Annotated in this window: 11 protein-coding genes and 2 pseudogenes; 4 read left to right on the top strand and 9 right to left on the bottom strand. The window is 72.4% G+C overall.

Annotation, left to right across the window (positions count from 1 at the left end):
- Positions 1-27 precede the first annotated feature (27 nt).
- From ACWEN3_RS11005 to ACWEN3_RS10975, 7 genes are all read right to left on the bottom strand, one after another.
- Positions 28-1,194 carry an alanine--tRNA ligase-related protein gene (locus ACWEN3_RS11005; RefSeq protein WP_452968451.1) on the bottom strand — a complete coding sequence of 389 codons (1,167 nt, stop codon included), beginning with the start codon at positions 1,192-1,194 and terminating at the stop codon, positions 28-30.
- Between the two features lie 265 nt (positions 1,195-1,459).
- Entirely contained in the window at positions 1,460-4,480 is a 3,021-nt protein-coding gene (locus tag ACWEN3_RS11000; RefSeq protein WP_452968449.1) for an alpha-mannosidase, read from the bottom strand.
- Positions 4,481-4,510: 30 nt separating this feature from the next.
- The gene (locus ACWEN3_RS10995; protein ID WP_452968446.1) at positions 4,511-6,553 is read right to left on the bottom strand and encodes an endo-beta-N-acetylglucosaminidase; all 2,043 of its coding nucleotides are present in this window, start codon (positions 6,551-6,553) and stop codon (positions 4,511-4,513) included.
- Complete coding sequence (locus ACWEN3_RS10990; RefSeq protein WP_452968444.1) at positions 6,550-7,806, bottom strand: glycoside hydrolase 5 family protein; 1,257 nt, start codon at positions 7,804-7,806, stop codon at positions 6,550-6,552. The genes ACWEN3_RS10995 and ACWEN3_RS10990 overlap by 4 nt, the downstream gene beginning before the upstream one ends.
- 35 nt (positions 7,807-7,841) lie before the next feature.
- Entirely contained in the window at positions 7,842-8,750 is a 909-nt protein-coding gene (locus tag ACWEN3_RS10985) for a carbohydrate ABC transporter permease (protein ID WP_452968442.1), read from the bottom strand.
- Entirely contained in the window at positions 8,747-9,643 is an 897-nt protein-coding gene (locus ACWEN3_RS10980; protein WP_452968440.1) for a carbohydrate ABC transporter permease, read from the bottom strand. Before ACWEN3_RS10980 ends, ACWEN3_RS10985 begins: the two co-directional genes overlap by 4 nt.
- 6 nt (positions 9,644-9,649) lie before the next feature.
- Positions 9,650-10,936: an extracellular solute-binding protein gene (locus tag ACWEN3_RS10975; protein WP_452968438.1), complete on the bottom strand. Its 1,287-nt coding sequence runs from the start codon at positions 10,934-10,936 to the stop codon at positions 9,650-9,652.
- Between the two features lie 255 nt (positions 10,937-11,191).
- Between ACWEN3_RS10975 and ACWEN3_RS10970 the strand changes: the two genes are divergently transcribed.
- Positions 11,192-12,208: a LacI family DNA-binding transcriptional regulator gene (locus ACWEN3_RS10970; RefSeq protein ID WP_452968473.1), complete on the top strand. Its 1,017-nt coding sequence runs from the start codon at positions 11,192-11,194 to the stop codon at positions 12,206-12,208.
- Between the two features lie 134 nt (positions 12,209-12,342).
- A pseudogene (locus ACWEN3_RS10965) lies at positions 12,343-13,693 on the top strand (amidase).
- 18 nt (positions 13,694-13,711) lie between these two features.
- Here ACWEN3_RS10965 and ACWEN3_RS10960 read toward each other — a convergent pair.
- Together ACWEN3_RS10960 and ACWEN3_RS10955 are read right to left on the bottom strand one after the other, a co-directional pair.
- Positions 13,712-14,197: an N-acetyltransferase family protein gene (locus ACWEN3_RS10960; RefSeq protein WP_452968435.1), complete on the bottom strand. Its 486-nt coding sequence runs from the start codon at positions 14,195-14,197 to the stop codon at positions 13,712-13,714.
- Between the two features lie 61 nt (positions 14,198-14,258).
- On the bottom strand, positions 14,259-14,432 hold the full coding sequence (locus tag ACWEN3_RS10955) for a hypothetical protein (RefSeq protein ID WP_366762288.1): 174 nt from the start codon (positions 14,430-14,432) through the stop codon (positions 14,259-14,261).
- 495 nt (positions 14,433-14,927) lie between these two features.
- Between ACWEN3_RS10955 and ACWEN3_RS10950 the strand changes: the two genes are divergently transcribed.
- Positions 14,928-15,323 carry a hypothetical protein gene (locus tag ACWEN3_RS10950; protein WP_452968432.1) on the top strand — a complete coding sequence of 132 codons (396 nt, stop codon included), beginning with the start codon at positions 14,928-14,930 and terminating at the stop codon, positions 15,321-15,323.
- Positions 15,324-15,433: 110 nt separating this feature from the next.
- Positions 15,434-16,239 (top strand): annotated as a pseudogene (locus tag ACWEN3_RS10945) (SDR family oxidoreductase).
- Positions 16,240-16,360 lie beyond the last annotated feature (121 nt).

The raw sequence follows: 16,360 nt of genomic DNA, 5'->3' as shown, positions 1-16,360 counted from the left end.
TCCAAGTCGCCGGCTCGGGCCGGTGGTTCACTCCTCCCGCAGGCTCGTCACCAGGTCGCGTGGCAGGCCGTGGGTGTCGTGGAGGTAGTGGAAGTCCTCATCAGTCAGCGGGCCCCGGAACCGGGGGCGGGCGAGCACCTGCCGGCCGTGTTCCAGGAGCCGTCCGAACCGGCGCTCCTCGTCGAGCAGCAGCCGGCGTACGTCGGCCGGTTCCACGTGCTGCCGGAAGTGGTCCAGGGTGTGGGTGATCAACAGGTCCGGCAGGTCTCCGAGGCTGCGCGAGGGGTCGTCCCGCCAGAGCACCGTGAGCACCCGCCTCAGCAGCCGGCGCGGCACATAGCCCCTTCCGGTGCCGGCCGGGCGCACCCCGTCGCCGATGACCACGACGGCCGAGCGCAGGTGGTCGTAGACCAGCCGCAGCGACGGTTCGTCCAGCGGCCACAGGGACGGCACATGGCGGCGCCAGGGGTCGAAGACATCGCCCTCGAACACGGACGACCTGCCCTGGAGCAGCGAGGCGAGCCGCTCCACGCCGAGTCCGGTGTCGACGTTGTGCTGGGGCAGCGGCACGAGGGAGCCGTCCTGGAGCCGGCGATGGCGCATCATCACGTGGTTCCACACCTCCACCCAGCGGTCGTCGCGGGTGGGTGTCGAGCGGGGCGGGGTGTCACCGGTCCACAGGAAGATCTCCGAGTCGGGCCCGCACGGGCCGACCGGTCCGTTGGACCACCAGTTGTCCTCCACGGTCAGCTCGACGGGCACGCCGCGGTCCTGCCACACCCGCAGGGAGGCGGTGTCCGGTCCGACCCGCTCGTCCCCGCCGTGGACGGTGGCGTGCAGCAGACCCGGATCGACGCCCAGCCCCTCGGTGAGCAGTCCGTACCCCCAGTCGAGGCTCTGGTCGCCCTCGTAGTCGCCGAGCGACCAGGTACCGAGCATCTCGAAGACGGTCAGATGGGTGGTGTCGCCGACCTCCTCCAGGTCCGTGGTGCGCAGACAACGTTGCACGTTGACCAGCCGCCTGCCCAGCGGATGGGGGCGCCCCTCCAGATACGGAGTCAGCGGATGCATGCCGGCGGTGGTGAACAGGGTGGAGTCCCCGGGTGGTGGCAGGAGGGTGGAGCCGGTGATCCGGCGGTGACCGCGCTCCTCGAAGTACTCGACGAACCTGCGGACCAGTTGCTCGGTGTTCATGGGGGTGGCTCCTTCGCGGCAGAGCGGGGAGGCACCGGAGAACGGGACCGCGCGGTCGTCGCACCGGGGCGAGCACACGGGAACGCCACGGAACCACCGACGGGCCGTTTCCGGTCGCCGGTGGGAAAGTGGAGGTCAGGCGGCGGCAACCGGCGAGCTGGTCGCTCGCGCGGTCGCGATGGTGCTTCGGCCGGTGACGTTCATGCGGGTGACGATAACGCGCCGTGCCGCGCGGGGCACATGGATTTCCCCGCGCGGCGCGTGCTCAGCCCCTGCGCAGCCGCAAGGTCATCAGCTCGAACGGCCGCAGCCGTACGGTGATCCGGTCACCGTCGCGGACCGGCGGCTCGGCGTCGCCGATCGGCCGTTCCAGCAGGTCCGTGCCGGTCACGTCCGCGACCTCGAACCCGGCCGTGAGGGTGCCCCGGGCCCGGCCGCCGTGGGCCTCGTGGAAGCGGACCACCACGTCACCGCTGCCGTCGTCGGCGAGCTTGACCGCCGTGACCACGATCGCGTCGTTGTCCACCGTGACCAGCGGCGCGACCTCGTGGGCGCCGGTCGTGCGCCGTTCCGGCAGGTTGATCCGCCAGCCCTCGCGGACCGCGTCGCCGATCGAGGCGCCGGGGATCAGGGCGTGCCGGAAGCGGTGGACGCCCTGGTCGGTCTCGGGGTCGGGGAAGCGCGGGGCGCGCAGCAGGGAGACGCGCACCGTGGTGGTCGTACCCCGGTCGCCGTCGCCGCGGACGGTGCGGGTCACGTCGTGGCCGTACGTCGAGTCGTTGACGATCGCCACGCCCCAGCCGGGCTCCTCCAGGTGCACGAAGCGGTGGTTGCAGGCCTCGAACTTGGCCGCCTCCCACGAGGTGTTGGTGTGCGTGGGACGGTAGAAGTGCCCGAACTGGGTCTCGGACGCGTACCGTTCGGCGTGCAGGTCGAGCGGGAACGCCAGCTTCAGGAACTTCTCCGTCTCGTGCCAGTCGACCTCGGTGTCGATGACCAGCCGCCGCTCCCCCGGTGGCAGCGCCAGCACCTGGGTGACCCGGGAGGCGCCGAAGGAACGGACGATCCGCACCGACGCCCCGTCGTCCCCGGCGCTCACCTCGTCGGTCCCGGTGAGGTCGGTGACGCTGTTGCGGTAGAAGGAGTCGACGTCCCAGGCGTCCCACATGTTCGGGAAGTCCGGGTGCAGTTGGAGGAGGTTGGCGGTCGCGCCGGGGGCGAGGGTCTCGCGGTCGGCGTCGAGGTCGTAGGCGGAGACGACCAGTCCGCGGGCGTCGATCTCGACGCGGAGCAGGCCGTTGTCCAGGACGTGTCCGCCCCCGGCCCGGGGTGACAGCCCGGTGCCCCGCGCCGACCTCCGTACGCCGGCTCCTCCGGCGGGCACCCCGTCGCGGTCGTGCGGAGCCGGGTTGAAGACCAGTTCCCGGGTGCCTTCCCCGGCCAGTGCCCGCTGGGCCGCGGCGATGATCCCGTTCAGCTCCCCGGCGACGCGCTCGTACGTCGCCCGGGCCTCCCGGTGCACCCAGGCGATGGACGAGCCGGGCAGGATGTCGTGGAACTGGTGCAGCAGGACCGTCTTCCAGATGCGGTCCAACTCCTCGTACGGGTAGCGGAATCCCGCGCGTACGGCCGCGGTCGCCGACCACAGTTCGGCCTCCCGGAGCAGGTGTTCGCTGCGGCGGTTGCCCTGCTTGGTCTTCGCCTGGCTGGTGAGGGTGGCGCGGTGCAGTTCGAGGTACAGCTCGCCGACCCAGACGGGCGGGTCGGGGTACTCGGCCTCGGCCTGCTCGAAGAACGCGCGGGGTGTCTCCCAGGCGACGGTGGCCGAGCCTTCGAGATCGCGCAGCCGGGCGGCCTTGGCGACCATCTCGCGGGTGGTGCCGCCGCCCCCGTCGCCCCAGCCGGTGGGCGCGAGGGAGTGCCGGGCCCTGCCCTTGTCCTTGAAGTTCCGTGCCGCGTGGGCGATCTCGCCGCCCTTCATGGAGCAGTTGTAGGTGTCGACGGGCGGGAAGTGCGTGAAGATCCGGGTGCCGTCGATGCCCTCCCACTGGAAGGTGTGGTGCGGGAACCTGTTCGTCTGGGACCACGAGATCTTCTGTGTCAGCAGCCACTTGGAGCCGGCCGCCTTGATGATCTGCGGGAGGCCCGCGGCGAATCCGAAGGTGTCCGGCAGCCAGGCCTCCTCGTTCTCGATGCCGAACTCGTCGAGGAAGAAACGCTTTCCGTGCACGAACTGCCGGGCCATCGCCTCCGAGCCGGGCATGTTGGTGTCCGACTCCACCCACATCCCGCCGGCCGGCACGAACCGTCCGTCCGCCACCGCCTTCTTCACCCGTGCCCACACCTCGGGCCGGTGCTCCTTCACCCACGCCCACTGCTGCGCCTGGGACATCGCGAACACGAACTCCGGCTCGTCCTCGACGAGCGCGGTCATGTTGGACGTCGTACGGGCCACCTTGCGGACCGTCTCCCGCAGCGGCCACAGCCACGCCGAGTCGATGTGGGCGTGCCCGACGGCGCTGATCCGGTGCGCGGACGGCACGGCGGGCGCCGAGAGCACACCGGTGAGCCGCTCCCGGGCCCGCTCCGCCGTGCCGTTCACGTCCTGTAGATCGACGGCGTCCAGCGCCCGCTCGACCGCGCGCAGGATGTCGTGACGGCGTGCGGAGTCCACGGGCAGCTCGGCCATCAGCTCGCCGAGCACCTCCAGGTCGAGGACCAGGTGCCACACCGTCTCGTCGAGGACGGCGAGGTCCATGCGGGTGAGCGTGTACTGCGGCTCGTGCCCGGCGGTGTCCTTGTCGCCGAGCCAGGTGGGCCGGAACGGGTGGTAGTCGAGGATGACCGGGTTGGAGGCGGCCTCGATGTGCAGGCGCACCTCCTCGCCGCCCGCGACGGGCGCCCCGACGCGCACCCACTGGTTGCGGGGGTTGAGGCCCTTCACCGGGGTGCCGTCGGGCCGGTAGACCAGGCCCTCGCACTGGAAGCCGGGCATGTTCTCGTCGAAGCCCAGGTCGAGCAGGGCCTCGACGGTCCTCCCGGCCCACGCCTCCGGCACGGTCCCGGTGACCCGGAACCAGCTCGTGCCCCAGGGAGCACCCCAGCGGGCGCCCACCTCGATCGGCTCGGGCTCGGCGGCGAGTCCCTCCGCGACCGGCACGGGTTCGCCGGGCGCGTGCCACACCGCGACCTGAAGCGGCATGGACTCGGGGTACACGGCGGGGCGGATGCGTTCGTCGAGGACGCGCCGGAGGCGGGCTTCCACCAGAGTGCGGTCGTCATGCATGCGGGGTGCTCCCTGCTGGGTTCCGGATGATCACCAGGTGTGGGTGACGGTCACGGGGGCCGACGAGGTGTACAGCTCCCCTACGGCGCGCACCTCCAACCGTGCCGCCCGTTCGCCCTGCTCGGGCCGGAGGCCGGTGAGGAAGTACGCCCGCTGGCAGGTGGCGCCGAGGAAGCGGCGGGTGCCGTCGGGGAGGAGGCGGTGCAGGGTGTGGTGGCGGACGCTGCCGGGGGCGGCGTGCCAGGCGAGGCGGAGGTCGCCGCCGCTCGCGGCGGTGACGCGGGCGCCGGAGGGGGCGGCCGGGGTCGGTGGGGTGCCGGCGGGGCGGACGGCGAGGCCGCCGAGCCGCCAGCGCACGGGCGTCTTGGTGGCGGTGAGGCGGATGCCGAGGGCGTGCACGGTGCCGGACATCCCGGTGATCGGCACGGTCACGGTGTCCCAGCCGTTGACCGACTTCACACCACCACCAGGTCGGTGCGTGTTGACCGAGTTCACGGCCCGATAGGTGTACGGCGGTGTCGCACCCGCGCCGCTCGGCCCGGCGGTGGCGACGGCGAGCTCTACGTTCACACTCCCAGCCTCGGCCCGGTAGGTCAGCTCGACAACCGTGTCGGCGGCGATCGGCAACCGGGTCGCGTACAGGTCCACCTCCACTGGTTGATCCGGTTCACCGGCGATGAGCACGCTGTTCCCGCCGCGCCAGGCGTCGGCGAAGTCGAAGGACACCGTCGGCCGCTCCCCCGCCGTCCGCACCGCCCAGCGCCGCGAGGGCAGCCGGTCCTGGAGGCCGAGGTGGTTCCAGGGCGTGTCCGAGGCGACGGCTCCGTCCTCGTACCAGCGCAGCCCGTGCCCGGTGTTGAACACGCTCGCGAACGGCACGGAGGTCACGGTCGACCGGTCCGCGACCGACACCGCCGGCGACCGCCAGGGATCGCCCGGGTCCGGGGCCGAGGGGTCCAGCGAGCGCCCGGTCCAGAACCGGTCGTCGGCGGCGTGGAAGTCCTCGGGGGCGCGCTGCCCGTCGGGCAGGTGGTTGCGGGTCCACTCGGGCCGGTAGAAGCCGATCGAAGTGAGGTGCGGCTTGCCGGCGGGCACGATCGCGTCCCAGTCCACGAAGGTGCCGGACCCGTTGGACTCGACGTCGACTCCGGCCCACAACTCGTAGCGGATGCGCCCCAGTTGCTCCGCTCTCATGCCGGAGGAGGCCAGCGTGGCGGCGCTCCACCGGAAGTCGACGAACATGTCGTCGGCGGCCTGGAAGAACGCCTGGTTCTGGCTGTCCAGCGCGCCCTGCCAGCTCACCGTGCCGTTCACGGTCATCGCGTCGTACCAGGTCACCCGCTGCCCCTGGGCCGCCGCGAGTGCCTTCAGCTCCTTCACGAAGCCGAGCATGGCCGTGCCGAGCGCGGTGTTCCCGCCGTCCGTCTCGGCGTTCACGAACCAGCCGTCGAAGCCGTGGGCGGCGGCCACCGCGACGAGTTGCGCGGCGAGCGGGTGGTGCCCGGCGGCGTCCGTGCGCACGAGGTCGCGGGTCCACTGGAGCTGACCGCCGTAGACGGTGGGCGGCAGGAAGACGGTGCCGAGGACGGGGACGCCGTGCCGGTGGGCCGCGTCCACGACCGGTGCGTTCGGCGCGAGGATCAGGCCCTCGCCGGCCGAGCCTCCCCAGAAGACCAGCTCGTCGAGGTAGGCCCAGTGGGTGAGGGCGTAGTAGTCGGCGGTGGCCGAGCCCTGCGCGGGGTTGGACGAGGTGGACCCGAAGGAGACCAGGGCCTGGACGCGGGCCTGGCCGGAGCGGGCGGTGGGGTTGGCCGGGGCCGGGGTGAAGCGGGCGGCGAGCGGCACGGACGCGGCGTTGAAGGCGAGGTCGGGGTCGTCGGCCGCGCGCCAGGACTTCAGGCTGCGCCAGGTGATCCCGGGGGCGGGGCTGCCGGCGGGCAGGGAGTCCGGGTACCAGTAGGAGGCGTACGGCGGGGTCGCGGCGGCGGCTCGGGGGGCGGCGGCCGCGGGCAGGGAGGGGGCGAGGGCGGCCGCGGTGGCGGCGGCCAGGACGGTGCGTCTGCTGGGGTTCACGAGCGGGTGCCTCCTTGTGGGGTGGGGAGTACCTGGTCGGGAGTGACGACTTCGGTGATGCCGCGCGCGGCGAGGTGGTCCTTGTCGTCGGCGCGGGTGTCCAGCACGGTGGTGGGCCGGGCGCCGTCGGCGACGAGCCGGAAGAACGCGTCGAAGACCGGTCCGCCCGGGGCGCAGCGGGAGCGGTGGCCCGGCTCGGCGGGGACGACGACGGCGGTGGTGCGCACGGTGGGCGGATCGTGCCGCCGCCGGGCCGCCCCGGCCAGCACGTGCGCGAGGTCCTTGGGCCGCCGGTCGGCGGTCAGCAGACCGAGGGAGTACTCCAGTTCGGGGAAGTCGGCGAGGCCCCGGGAGACGTCGGAGGAGCACCACCAGGTGACGCCCCACAGGTCGGGGCAGTCGAGGACGTTGGTGACGGTCGCCTCGGCGAAGGCGGCGGCGTGCTCGGCGGGTACGAGGGGCGCGGGTGCGCCGACCTCCTGGAGCCACACCGGCCGGTGCGCCGCGTCCGCCCAGGCCTTGCTGAGTTCTACCAGGTAGGCGGCGTGGTGCTCGGCCGGCACGGAGGTAGGGCCGTGGCGCTGGGCGGTGCCGTTGAAGACCCAGGAGTGCACGGCGGTGAGGTCGCCCAGCCGGGCGGAGTGGGCGGGGGTGAAGGGCTGGTCGTCCTGGTACCAGGCGGCGTCGTAGGAGGCGTGCAGGTGCGGCCGGCCGGGGGCGCCCTCGGCACAGGCCGCGAGCATCCGGGTGAGCCAGCGCCCGGCCTCCTCGGTGGTGATCCGGTCGGGGTCGGGGTGCGGTCCGGCGGCGAACTGGTTGACCTCGTTGCCGACGGTCATGCCGATGAAGTTGGGCCGGTCGGCGAGGGCGGCGGCGAGGGTACGCAGATAGGCGGCCTGGCCGTCCACCACCCGCGGGTCGGTGAAGAGGTTGCGCCGGTGCCAGGTGCGGGTCCAGGCGGGGAGGAAGTCGAAGCTGCTCAAGTGGCCCTGCAGACCGTCCACGTTGACGTCGAGGCCGCGTTCGGCGGCCGCGTCGGCGAGGGCCACGAGCTGTTCGACGGCGCGGGGGCGGATCAGGGTGCGGTTGGGCTGGAAGTAGGGCCACAGCGGGAAGACGCGGATGTGGTCGAGGCCGAGCGCGGCGATCGCGTCGAGGTCGGCGCGCACGGAGTCGAGGTCGAAGTCGAGCCAGTGGTGGAACCACCCCTCGCTGGGGGTGTAGTTGACGCCGAAGCGCACGGCAGGTGACATGGGGATCCTGGTTCTGTCGTACCGGTGCGGGAGGGTCAGCCCTTGACCGCGCCCTCGCCGACGCCGCGGAAGAAGTACCGCTGGAGGCAGGCGAAGAGGGCGATGAGCGGCGCCACGGCGATCACCGTGCCGGCGGCGACCAGTCGTTCGTCGTTGGCGAAGGTGCCGTGCAGGTAGTCGAGGCCGATGGTGAGGGTGAACTTCGACGGGTCGCTGAGCACGATCAGCGGCCACAGGAAGTCGTCCCAGGCGCCCATGAAGGCGAAGATCGCGACGACGGCGACGGTGCCCCTGACCGAGGGCAGGGCGATGCGCAGGAACCGCTGCCAGGCGTTGGCGCCGTCGACGTAGGCGGCCTGCTCGATCTCGTAGGGCAGGTTGCGGAAGGCGTTGCGCATCAGCAGGACGTTCATCGCGCCGATCGCGCCGGGCAGGACGACGCCGACGAGCGTGTTGTTCAGGCCGAGTTCGCGCATGGTGGTGAACTGGGCGATGACGATGCCCTCGACGGGCACCAGCATCGCCAGCACGAAGGCGAGCGTGGCCGGCCGGCGGCCTCGGTAGCGCAGCCGGGCCAGCGCGTATCCCGCGAGCGCGGAACCGATGCAGTTGGTCACGACGTTGGCGGTGGCGACCTTCAGGGAGTTCAGGGCGTAGTCCCAGACGGGGATGGTGTCGGCGACCCGGGTGTAGTTGTGCAGGGTGGGGCGGCCGGGCAGGAAGGCGGGCGGTGAGCTGTAGATGTCCTCGGTCGGGCCCTTGAGGGAGGTGGACAGCTGCCAGAGGAACGGGCCGACGGTGAGGGCGAGTACGGCGATGAGCAGCAGGTAGCGCCAGATCAGCTCGCCGGTGCGGATCCGGCGGCCGTGCTCGTCGGTGACGCGGGGCTCCCGGGCGGCGGTGGCCGCCGGCCGCTCGGGCCGCACCCGCTCCAGGACGCTCATGACTCCTCCCGGCGGTCGGCGCGCAGGACCAGCAGCATCAGCGCGACGGTGACGGCGAACACGACGACGGAGAGGGCGGAGGCGTAGCCGACGCGGCCGGTGAGGCCGGTGCCGGTGCGCTGCACGAGCATGACGAGGGTGGTGTCCTCGCCGGCCGGTCCCCCGGTCGGGCCCGCCATCAGGTACACCTCGGAGAACACCTTGAAGGCGGCGACGGAGGAGAGCGCGGCGACCAGCACCATGGTGGAGCGCACGGCGGGCACGGTGACCGAGAGGAAGCGGCGGACCGGTCCCGCGCCGTCCACGGAGGCGGCCTCGTGCAGTTCGCGGGGCACGTTCGCGAGGGCGGCCAGATAGATGATCATGTAGTAGCCGAGGCCCTTCCACACCGTGACGGCCATCGCGCTCAGCAGGAGCAGCCACTGGTCGCTGAGGAACCCGATCCGGCCGATCCCCACCGTCTCCAGCAGAGAGTTGACCAGTCCGCGTTCGTCCAGCAGCCACACCCAGATCAGCCCGACGACCACGATCGAGGCGACGACCGGTGTGTAGAAGGCGGAGCGGAAGAAGGTGATGCCGGGGATGTTCTTCTGCACCAGCAGGGCGAGCAGCAGCGGGAGCACCACCAGTGCCGGTACGACACAGAGGACGTAGAGCGTGCTGTTGCGCAGGCCGGTCCAGAACATGTCGTCGCGCAGCAGCTCGCGGAAGTTGGCGAGGCCCACGAAGCGGCCCGGGAGCAGGGTGCGGCGGTCGGTGAGGGAGTTCACCAGGGTGGAGACGAACGGGTAGAGCACGAAGGCACCGGTGACGAGCAGTCCGGGTGCGGCGAACAGCCAGGGACTGGTCGGGAGTTGGCGCCGTATGCGGGCGGGGGCGGTGGGGGCGGCCATGCCCGGTCAGCTCTGCTTCAGGAGGGTGTCCGCGGCCTTGACAGCGTTGTCGAGGGCTTCCTTGGGGCTCTCCTTGCCCTGGAGCGCCTTGGCGACCTCGTTGCGCAGGGCGGTCTTCATCTGGTCGCTGAACAGCACGGGCGTGTAGTTGACCGCGTCCTTAAGGGACTTGGCGGCGGCGATGCGCACCCTGGTCTCGTCGGTGCCGTCCTCCTTGGTGAAGTACGGGTCGTCGAGGGAGCCGGCGGTGCTCGGGAAGATGGCGACCTTCTTGGCGAAGGACATCTGGTTCCGCGCGTCGGTGACGAAGTGGGCGAAGGCGACCGCGGCCGGGGTGTGCCTGGTGCGGGAGTTGACCATCACGCCCATCACGTACATGTTGACGTGCCCGGTGCTGGTGATCTGGTCGGTGATGCCGATGTTCCGGTACAGGCCGGGCGCGTTCTTCTTGAAGTTGTCGAGGTCGAGGGCACTTCCGGGGTTCATGGCGACGGCGCCGGTGAGGAACTTCTTGCCGGAGGACTCCGGGGTCGCGGTCAGGGCCTGCGGGTCGAGCGCCTTGGCGTCGTACAACTGCTTGTACCTGGCGAGCAGTTCGACGCCCTTGGCGTCGTTGAAGGTGAACGCGGTCCCTTCCTTGTTCATCAGCGGGACGCCGTAGCGGCCGAAGTCCTCGATGGTGGGCACGTTGGCGAGGGTGGCGACCTTGCCACCGCTCTTCGTCGCCATCCGCAGGGCGTCGGAGAAGAGGTCGCCGTACGTCGTCGGCGGCTTGTCGGGGTCGAGTCCGGCCTCGCGGAACAGGGCCTTGTTGTAGAAGAGCGGGCCGGTGTTGAGGTACCAGGGGAAGGCGTAGGTGCCGTTCATCCCCGGCACCTGGTGGCCGGCCCAGGCGCCGTCCAGGTACTCCGGCTTGTACTTGGCGCCGGCCTTGCCGAGGTCGAGCGCGAGTCCGGCCTTGGCGAGCGGGGCGACCAGGTCCGGGGAGACGTTGACGACGTCGGGCAGGGTGCCGCCGGCCGCGTCGGCGCTGAGCTTGTCGGCGTAGCCCTCGGCGGGCTGGTCGATCCATTTCACATGGGTGCCGGGGTACTTCTTCTCGAAGTCCGCTATCAGGCCGTCGAAGTACGGCTTGAAGTTGGCGCGCAGGTTCCAGGTCTGGAAGGTGATGTCGCCCTCGACCTTCCCGGAGGCGTCGGGCGAGCCGCCGCCGTCACCGCCCGAGCCGCAGGCGCTCAGCGGCAGGACGAGGGCGAGGGCAGCGGCGGCGAGGGCTCTGCGAGGTTTGGGCACGGGGACACGACTCCCTTGCTGGGTCCGGTTGTTGGGGGTGCCAGAGACCTTGCCCGCGGGTTTTGGGGAAAGTCAATGGATTCGTCCCAGCTAAAGAAATCAGCCGTTCATCAGTGCAGGTCAGAGGAGTTTGGCCGAAAACTTGCCGTCAATCGCTAATGCGCTTTAGGGTCTTGGCACTCAAGCGCATTAGCGCGCACTGTCACGAAGGGGGGAGACGTGCCGACCAGACGGTCCCCCGCACGCCGGCCCACGATGAAGGACATCGCCCGGCGGGCCGGGGTCTCCGAGAGCGCCGTCTCCTTCGCGCTCAACGGCCGCCCCGGCGTCTCCGAGGCCACCCGCGCCCGGGTCCACCGGGTCGCCGAGCAGCTCGGCTGGCGGCCCAGCACCGCCGCCCGCGCCCTGTCCGGCGAGGGCGTGGCCACGGTCGGCTTCGTCCTGGCCCGGCCCGCGGACACCCTGGGCGTCGACTCGTTCTTCCTCCAGCTGGTCTCCGGCATCCAGGAGGTGCTCGCCGAGCGCCATCTGGGGCTGCTGTTCCAGATGGCGGAGGACGTGGCCGACGAGTGCGCGGTGTACCGGCGCTGGTGGGCGGAGCACCGGGTGGACGGCGTCCTGGTCGCGGACCCCCGCACCATGGACCCGCGGCCCGGCCTGCTGGACGAACTCGGGCTGCCCGCCGTGGTGATCGGCGGTGCGCCCGATGTACGCCAGCCCGGCCTGTCCACGGTCTGGGCGGACGACGCCGGTGCGATGGCCTCGGTGGTCGACGAGCTGACGGCCCTCGGTCACCGGCGCATCGTCCACATCGCCGGACTGCCCGACCTCGCCCACACCCAGCGGCGGGTCGCCACCCTGCGGGCGGAGGCGGACCGGCGCGGCCTCACCGAGGTCCGGTCGGTGACCACCGACTACTCCGACGCCCAGGGCGCCGCCGTGACCCGCCGGGTCCTCGGCGGCTCGCCCGCCCCGACGGCCCTCGTCTACGACAACGACGTGATGGCCGTGGCGGGTGTGGCCGCCGCCCTCGGCCTCGGCTTCCGCGTCCCGCAGGACGTCTCGGTGGTCTCGTGGGAGGACTCGGCCCTCTGCCGCATGGTCACGCCCCAGCTGTCCGCCCTCTCCCGGGACAGCGCGGAGTTCGGGCGAACGGCGGCGCGGGAACTGCTGGCACTGCTGGACGGTGGCCCGGCGCGGGCCGTGGGGATACCGGTGCCCCGGCTGACGGGGCGGGGCAGCACGGGCCGCCGTACACCGGGCCGCCCCTGACCCTCGGGGTCGTACGCGACACCGCCCCCGGCCTTCGGCACCGACTCTCGACGTGCCGTCGTCCCACGGTGCACAGTTCTCCCTGCGCCTTGTTTCATACCGACGAGTAGCCGACGACTGACCGAGGAGTGCCCGTGGGCAACTGGGCCGGGCGGACCGCCGCCGAGATCGCCTCCGCCGTACGCGAGAAGCGGGTGACGCCACGGGAGGTGGTGGCCGACCATCTCACCCGGATCGAGCGGCTCGACGGACGCATCGGGGCGTTCCGCAAGGTCCGGGCGGAGGCGGCACTGGCCGAGGCGGACGAGGTCGCTTCCCGCTCCGATCTGGCCGAACTGCCGCTCGCGGGCGTTCCGGTGGCGGTGAAGGACAACCTGGCGGTGCGCGGTGAGTCGCACCGCGACGGTTCCGCGGCGACGCCGGACGCGCCGGCCGGCGAGGACCATGTCACCGTGGCCCGGCTGCGGGCGGCCGGCGCGGTGGTCCTGGGCCTGACGAACGTGCCCGAGCTGTGCGTCTTCGGCACCACCGAGGGCGTGTACGGCACCGCCCGCAACCCGTGGGACACCTCGCGCACCGCGGGCGGCTCCTCCGGGGGCGGCGCGGCCGCCGTCGCCGCGGGGCTCGCGCCGATCGCGCTCGGCAACGACGGCATGGGGTCCCTGCGCATCCCGGCGGCGAACTGCGGCCTGGTCACGCTGAAGCCCGGGCACGGGGTGGTGCCGGCCGGGATCGGCAACGGGGACTGGTTCGGCATGTCGGAGAACGGCCCGCTGGCCACCACCGTGGAGGATCTGCGGCTGATGCTCTCCGTCCTGGCGGACACCGGCTTCGCCGGGGCTCAGGATCCGGCGCGGCGGAGGATCGCCGTGGCGCTGCGCAGCCCGCTCGCCGGGGTGAGCGTGAGCAGGCCGTATACGACCGCGGTCCGGCGGGCGGCCTGGCTGCTGGCGCGGGCCGGGCATCAGGTGCGCCGGGCGGAGCCGCCGTATCCCCTCTCGCTGGGGGTGACGGCGCTGCGGCTGGACGGTGGGGACCGCGGTGGACGCCGAGGGGCTGGACGCGGCGCTGCTGGCCCGGCGGACCCGGGTGCACGCGGTGGTGGGCCGGCGCTTCGTGCGCCCGGTGCGCACCGGCGCCGAGCGGGAACGCCTGCGCGCACGGCTGACGCCGTTCTTCGCCGAGCACGACGTGCTGCTCACCCCGGCCCTGGCCCGCCGCTCCCCCGCGGCCGGCCCGTGGCACGAGCGCGGCTGGCTGCGCAACGTCCTCGTGAACACCGCCTACTCGCCGTTCACCCCGCCGTGGAACCTGACGGGCTGGCCTGCGATGTCCGTTCCCGTCGGCACCCTGCCCTCGGACGCCCCCTGCGCCGTGCAGCTCGTGGGCCGCCCGGGCACGGAGGCGGCCCTGCTGGAGGTGGCGGAGGAGCTGGAGCGGCTGAGCCCGTGGCGGCGCACGGCACCGGTGGCGGATCAGGACTAGCGGGACCTCGGGCCCCGGTCAGTCCAGCGCCCGGTACATGATGTGCAGCCCGACCCGGCCGTACCGGGGGTGCTCGTACGCCTCCGGGACGGTGCCGAGGACGGTGAAGCCGAGGGAGGTCCACAGCCCGACGGCGGGGTTCGTCTCGACCACGGCGTTGAAGACCATCGAGCGGTAGCCGTGCGCCCTGGCCTCGGCCAGGACGTGTTCGGCGAGGGCGCGGCCGATGCCGCGGCGGGGGAGGTCGGGGTCGACCATGAAGCCGGCGTTGGCCACGCGGGAGGCGGGTCCGCCGTAGTTGGCGGTGAGGTAGGCGGAGCCGACCACGGTGCCGTCGGGGTCCTCGGCGACGTAGACGCGCTTGGCTGGATCCATCCACAGCGCGCGGGCCGCCTCCTCGTCCGTGCCGGGGTCCCAGGCGTAGGTCTCGGCGGCGGCGACGATCCGGTGCCAGAACGGCCAGATCCGCGGCCAGTCGCCGGCCGCGGCCTCTCTGATCAGCATGGGCGTGAGTCTGTCAGGTCACGCCCATGCCTGCGGCGATCGCGAGTGGGCCGACCGGCGGTCAGTCCACGCTGGGCAGGATGTGGGGTTCGGCGAGGTCGTCCTCGTAACCCGCGAGGCGGATCGGGGCGGACCGGGCCCATACGTCGAGACTGCCGAGTTCTCCGGGCCGGCGGCCCGCGCGCTCCGCGTGTTCCTTGGGGCGCTGCTCGCGATTCGTCTTCTCCGGTGTCACCGCGCACTCCTTATGTGTCGGGTCACCCTCGGGGCATACCGGACGGTCCGTGCTCCGCGACCGCCGCCCGCTCGGGTCTGGATGGAAGGCCAGTTCGGACGCGGTGGCGCCGGTACCTCGTGTCAGAGCAGGCCGATGTCCGCCGGCTCGCCCCGGGACGGACGATGGGTGTGGGTGGGACCCCTTGCTGCTGTCCGTCCGGTCCAGATTAACCAAATGAGCGGAGGTCCGCTCGATAGGGAGTGCAAACAAGATGTAACTTCCGCGCTTCGCTGCGCGACGCAATACCTCTCAATATGGTGTTATTCACAACAAAGCGCATCACCCGCACAGAGCGCCGAGCACCCGCCCGGCCTACCGAAGCGAACGTATTTTCGTTTCCGGGTTCGAGGTGTGGGATCCGGACGCGGCTCAATTCAGTTGCCGTTGGCCGGGTCGCAAGCTCGACATGATCTGCTGGCGTGTGGCACGGCTGTCTCGCGGAAGGACTGACGCATGGAGCTGCGCAGCGTCGAGGAGCTGATGGATCTGCTGTACGCCGGCCGGCACCAGCACGCGCTGCGGACCGCCGCGCTGCTGCGCCGCAGCCGTCCCGCCGACAAGGAGCTCCAGGTGGCCGGGCTGATCCACGGGATCGGACCCGTGCTGTCCCCCGGCGACGGGGCGGGCCGGGCCCACAGCGCCGCGGAGGCGGTCCGGGCCCTGCTCGGGGAGCGGGTGTTCCGGCTGGTGCGCGGGGACGCGGGCCCCGCCGACGACGATGTGCTGCGCCTGCGCCAGGCCGACGAGGAGGGGCGGACGGCGGGCTTCGACGCCGGCGTCCTGGAGGACTGGCGCACGGTCCTGGAACTGGTGGCGGCCCGCAACTCACGGCTCGGCGCGGTCGACTGACCCCCGAGACCGGCAGCCGCCCGCACCGCACCTTGCCGCTCGGCCGCGCAGCCGGCCCCCGGGCCTTCCCACCCCTGGTTTCTGACGGGTCGTCATGAGACGGTACGGCGATGACGTCGTCGTACGGGCTGGGCGGCAGGGTGGCCGTCGTCACCGGGGCCACGCGCGGGATCGGGCGGGCGGTGGCCGGCGCCCTCGCGGCGGCCGGCGCGCGGGTGTGCGTGACCGCGCGGGACGCGGCCGAGGCGCGCCGGACGGCCTCCGAGCTGGGCGGGATCGCGGTCGCCGGGAGCGTGGCCGACCCGGGGCATCCAGAGGCGGTGACGGACCTCGTGCTGCGCGAGTTCAGGTGCTGGACCCGCGGGTGCTGGTCAACAACGCCGCGACGAACCGGCCGTACGGACCGCTGATGCGGGCCGATCCGGGCGCCTGGCGGGAGGCGTTCGCCGTCAACGTCGAGGCGCCGCTGCGGTTCGTGCAGTGCGCCTGGCGGAGCTGGATGCGGGCGCACGGCGGGACCGTCGTCAACGTGTGCACCGAGGGCGCCGGGCATCCGGGGCCGCACGTGGGCGCCTACGGCACCAGCAAGGCGGCGCTGCTGCATCTCACCCGGCAGCTCGCGGGCGAGCTGGCGCCCCGGGTGCGGGTGAACTCGGTCTCCCCCGGGCTCGTCCGCACCGAGATGGCGCGGTTCGTGTGGGAGCCGCGCGAGCGGGAGGTGGCCGCGGGGCTGCCGCTCGGGCGGATCGGGGAGCCGGAGGACGTGGCGCGTGCGGTGGTCTGGCTGGTGTCCGACGCGGCCGCGTGGATCACCGGCGCCGACCTGCTGGTGGACGGCGGGACGCGGGTGCGCGCGGCGTCCACGGCGGGCACGTACGCCGTGCACGACCGGCTGCGCGGGGCGCCCGAGGTCTAGGGGGTCGTTTGGATCATCCCGGCGACGCGGGGTCCGGCACGCCCATCTGCGGCGTTGTCGTCGATCGCCGACGCTCCGCGTCGACTCCCTCCTCCGCCTTGCAGCCGCACGCACCAGACCC

Source organism: Streptomyces sp. NPDC004561, from assembly GCF_053602155.1.
This window is presented reverse-complemented; position numbering and strand designations above follow the sequence as displayed.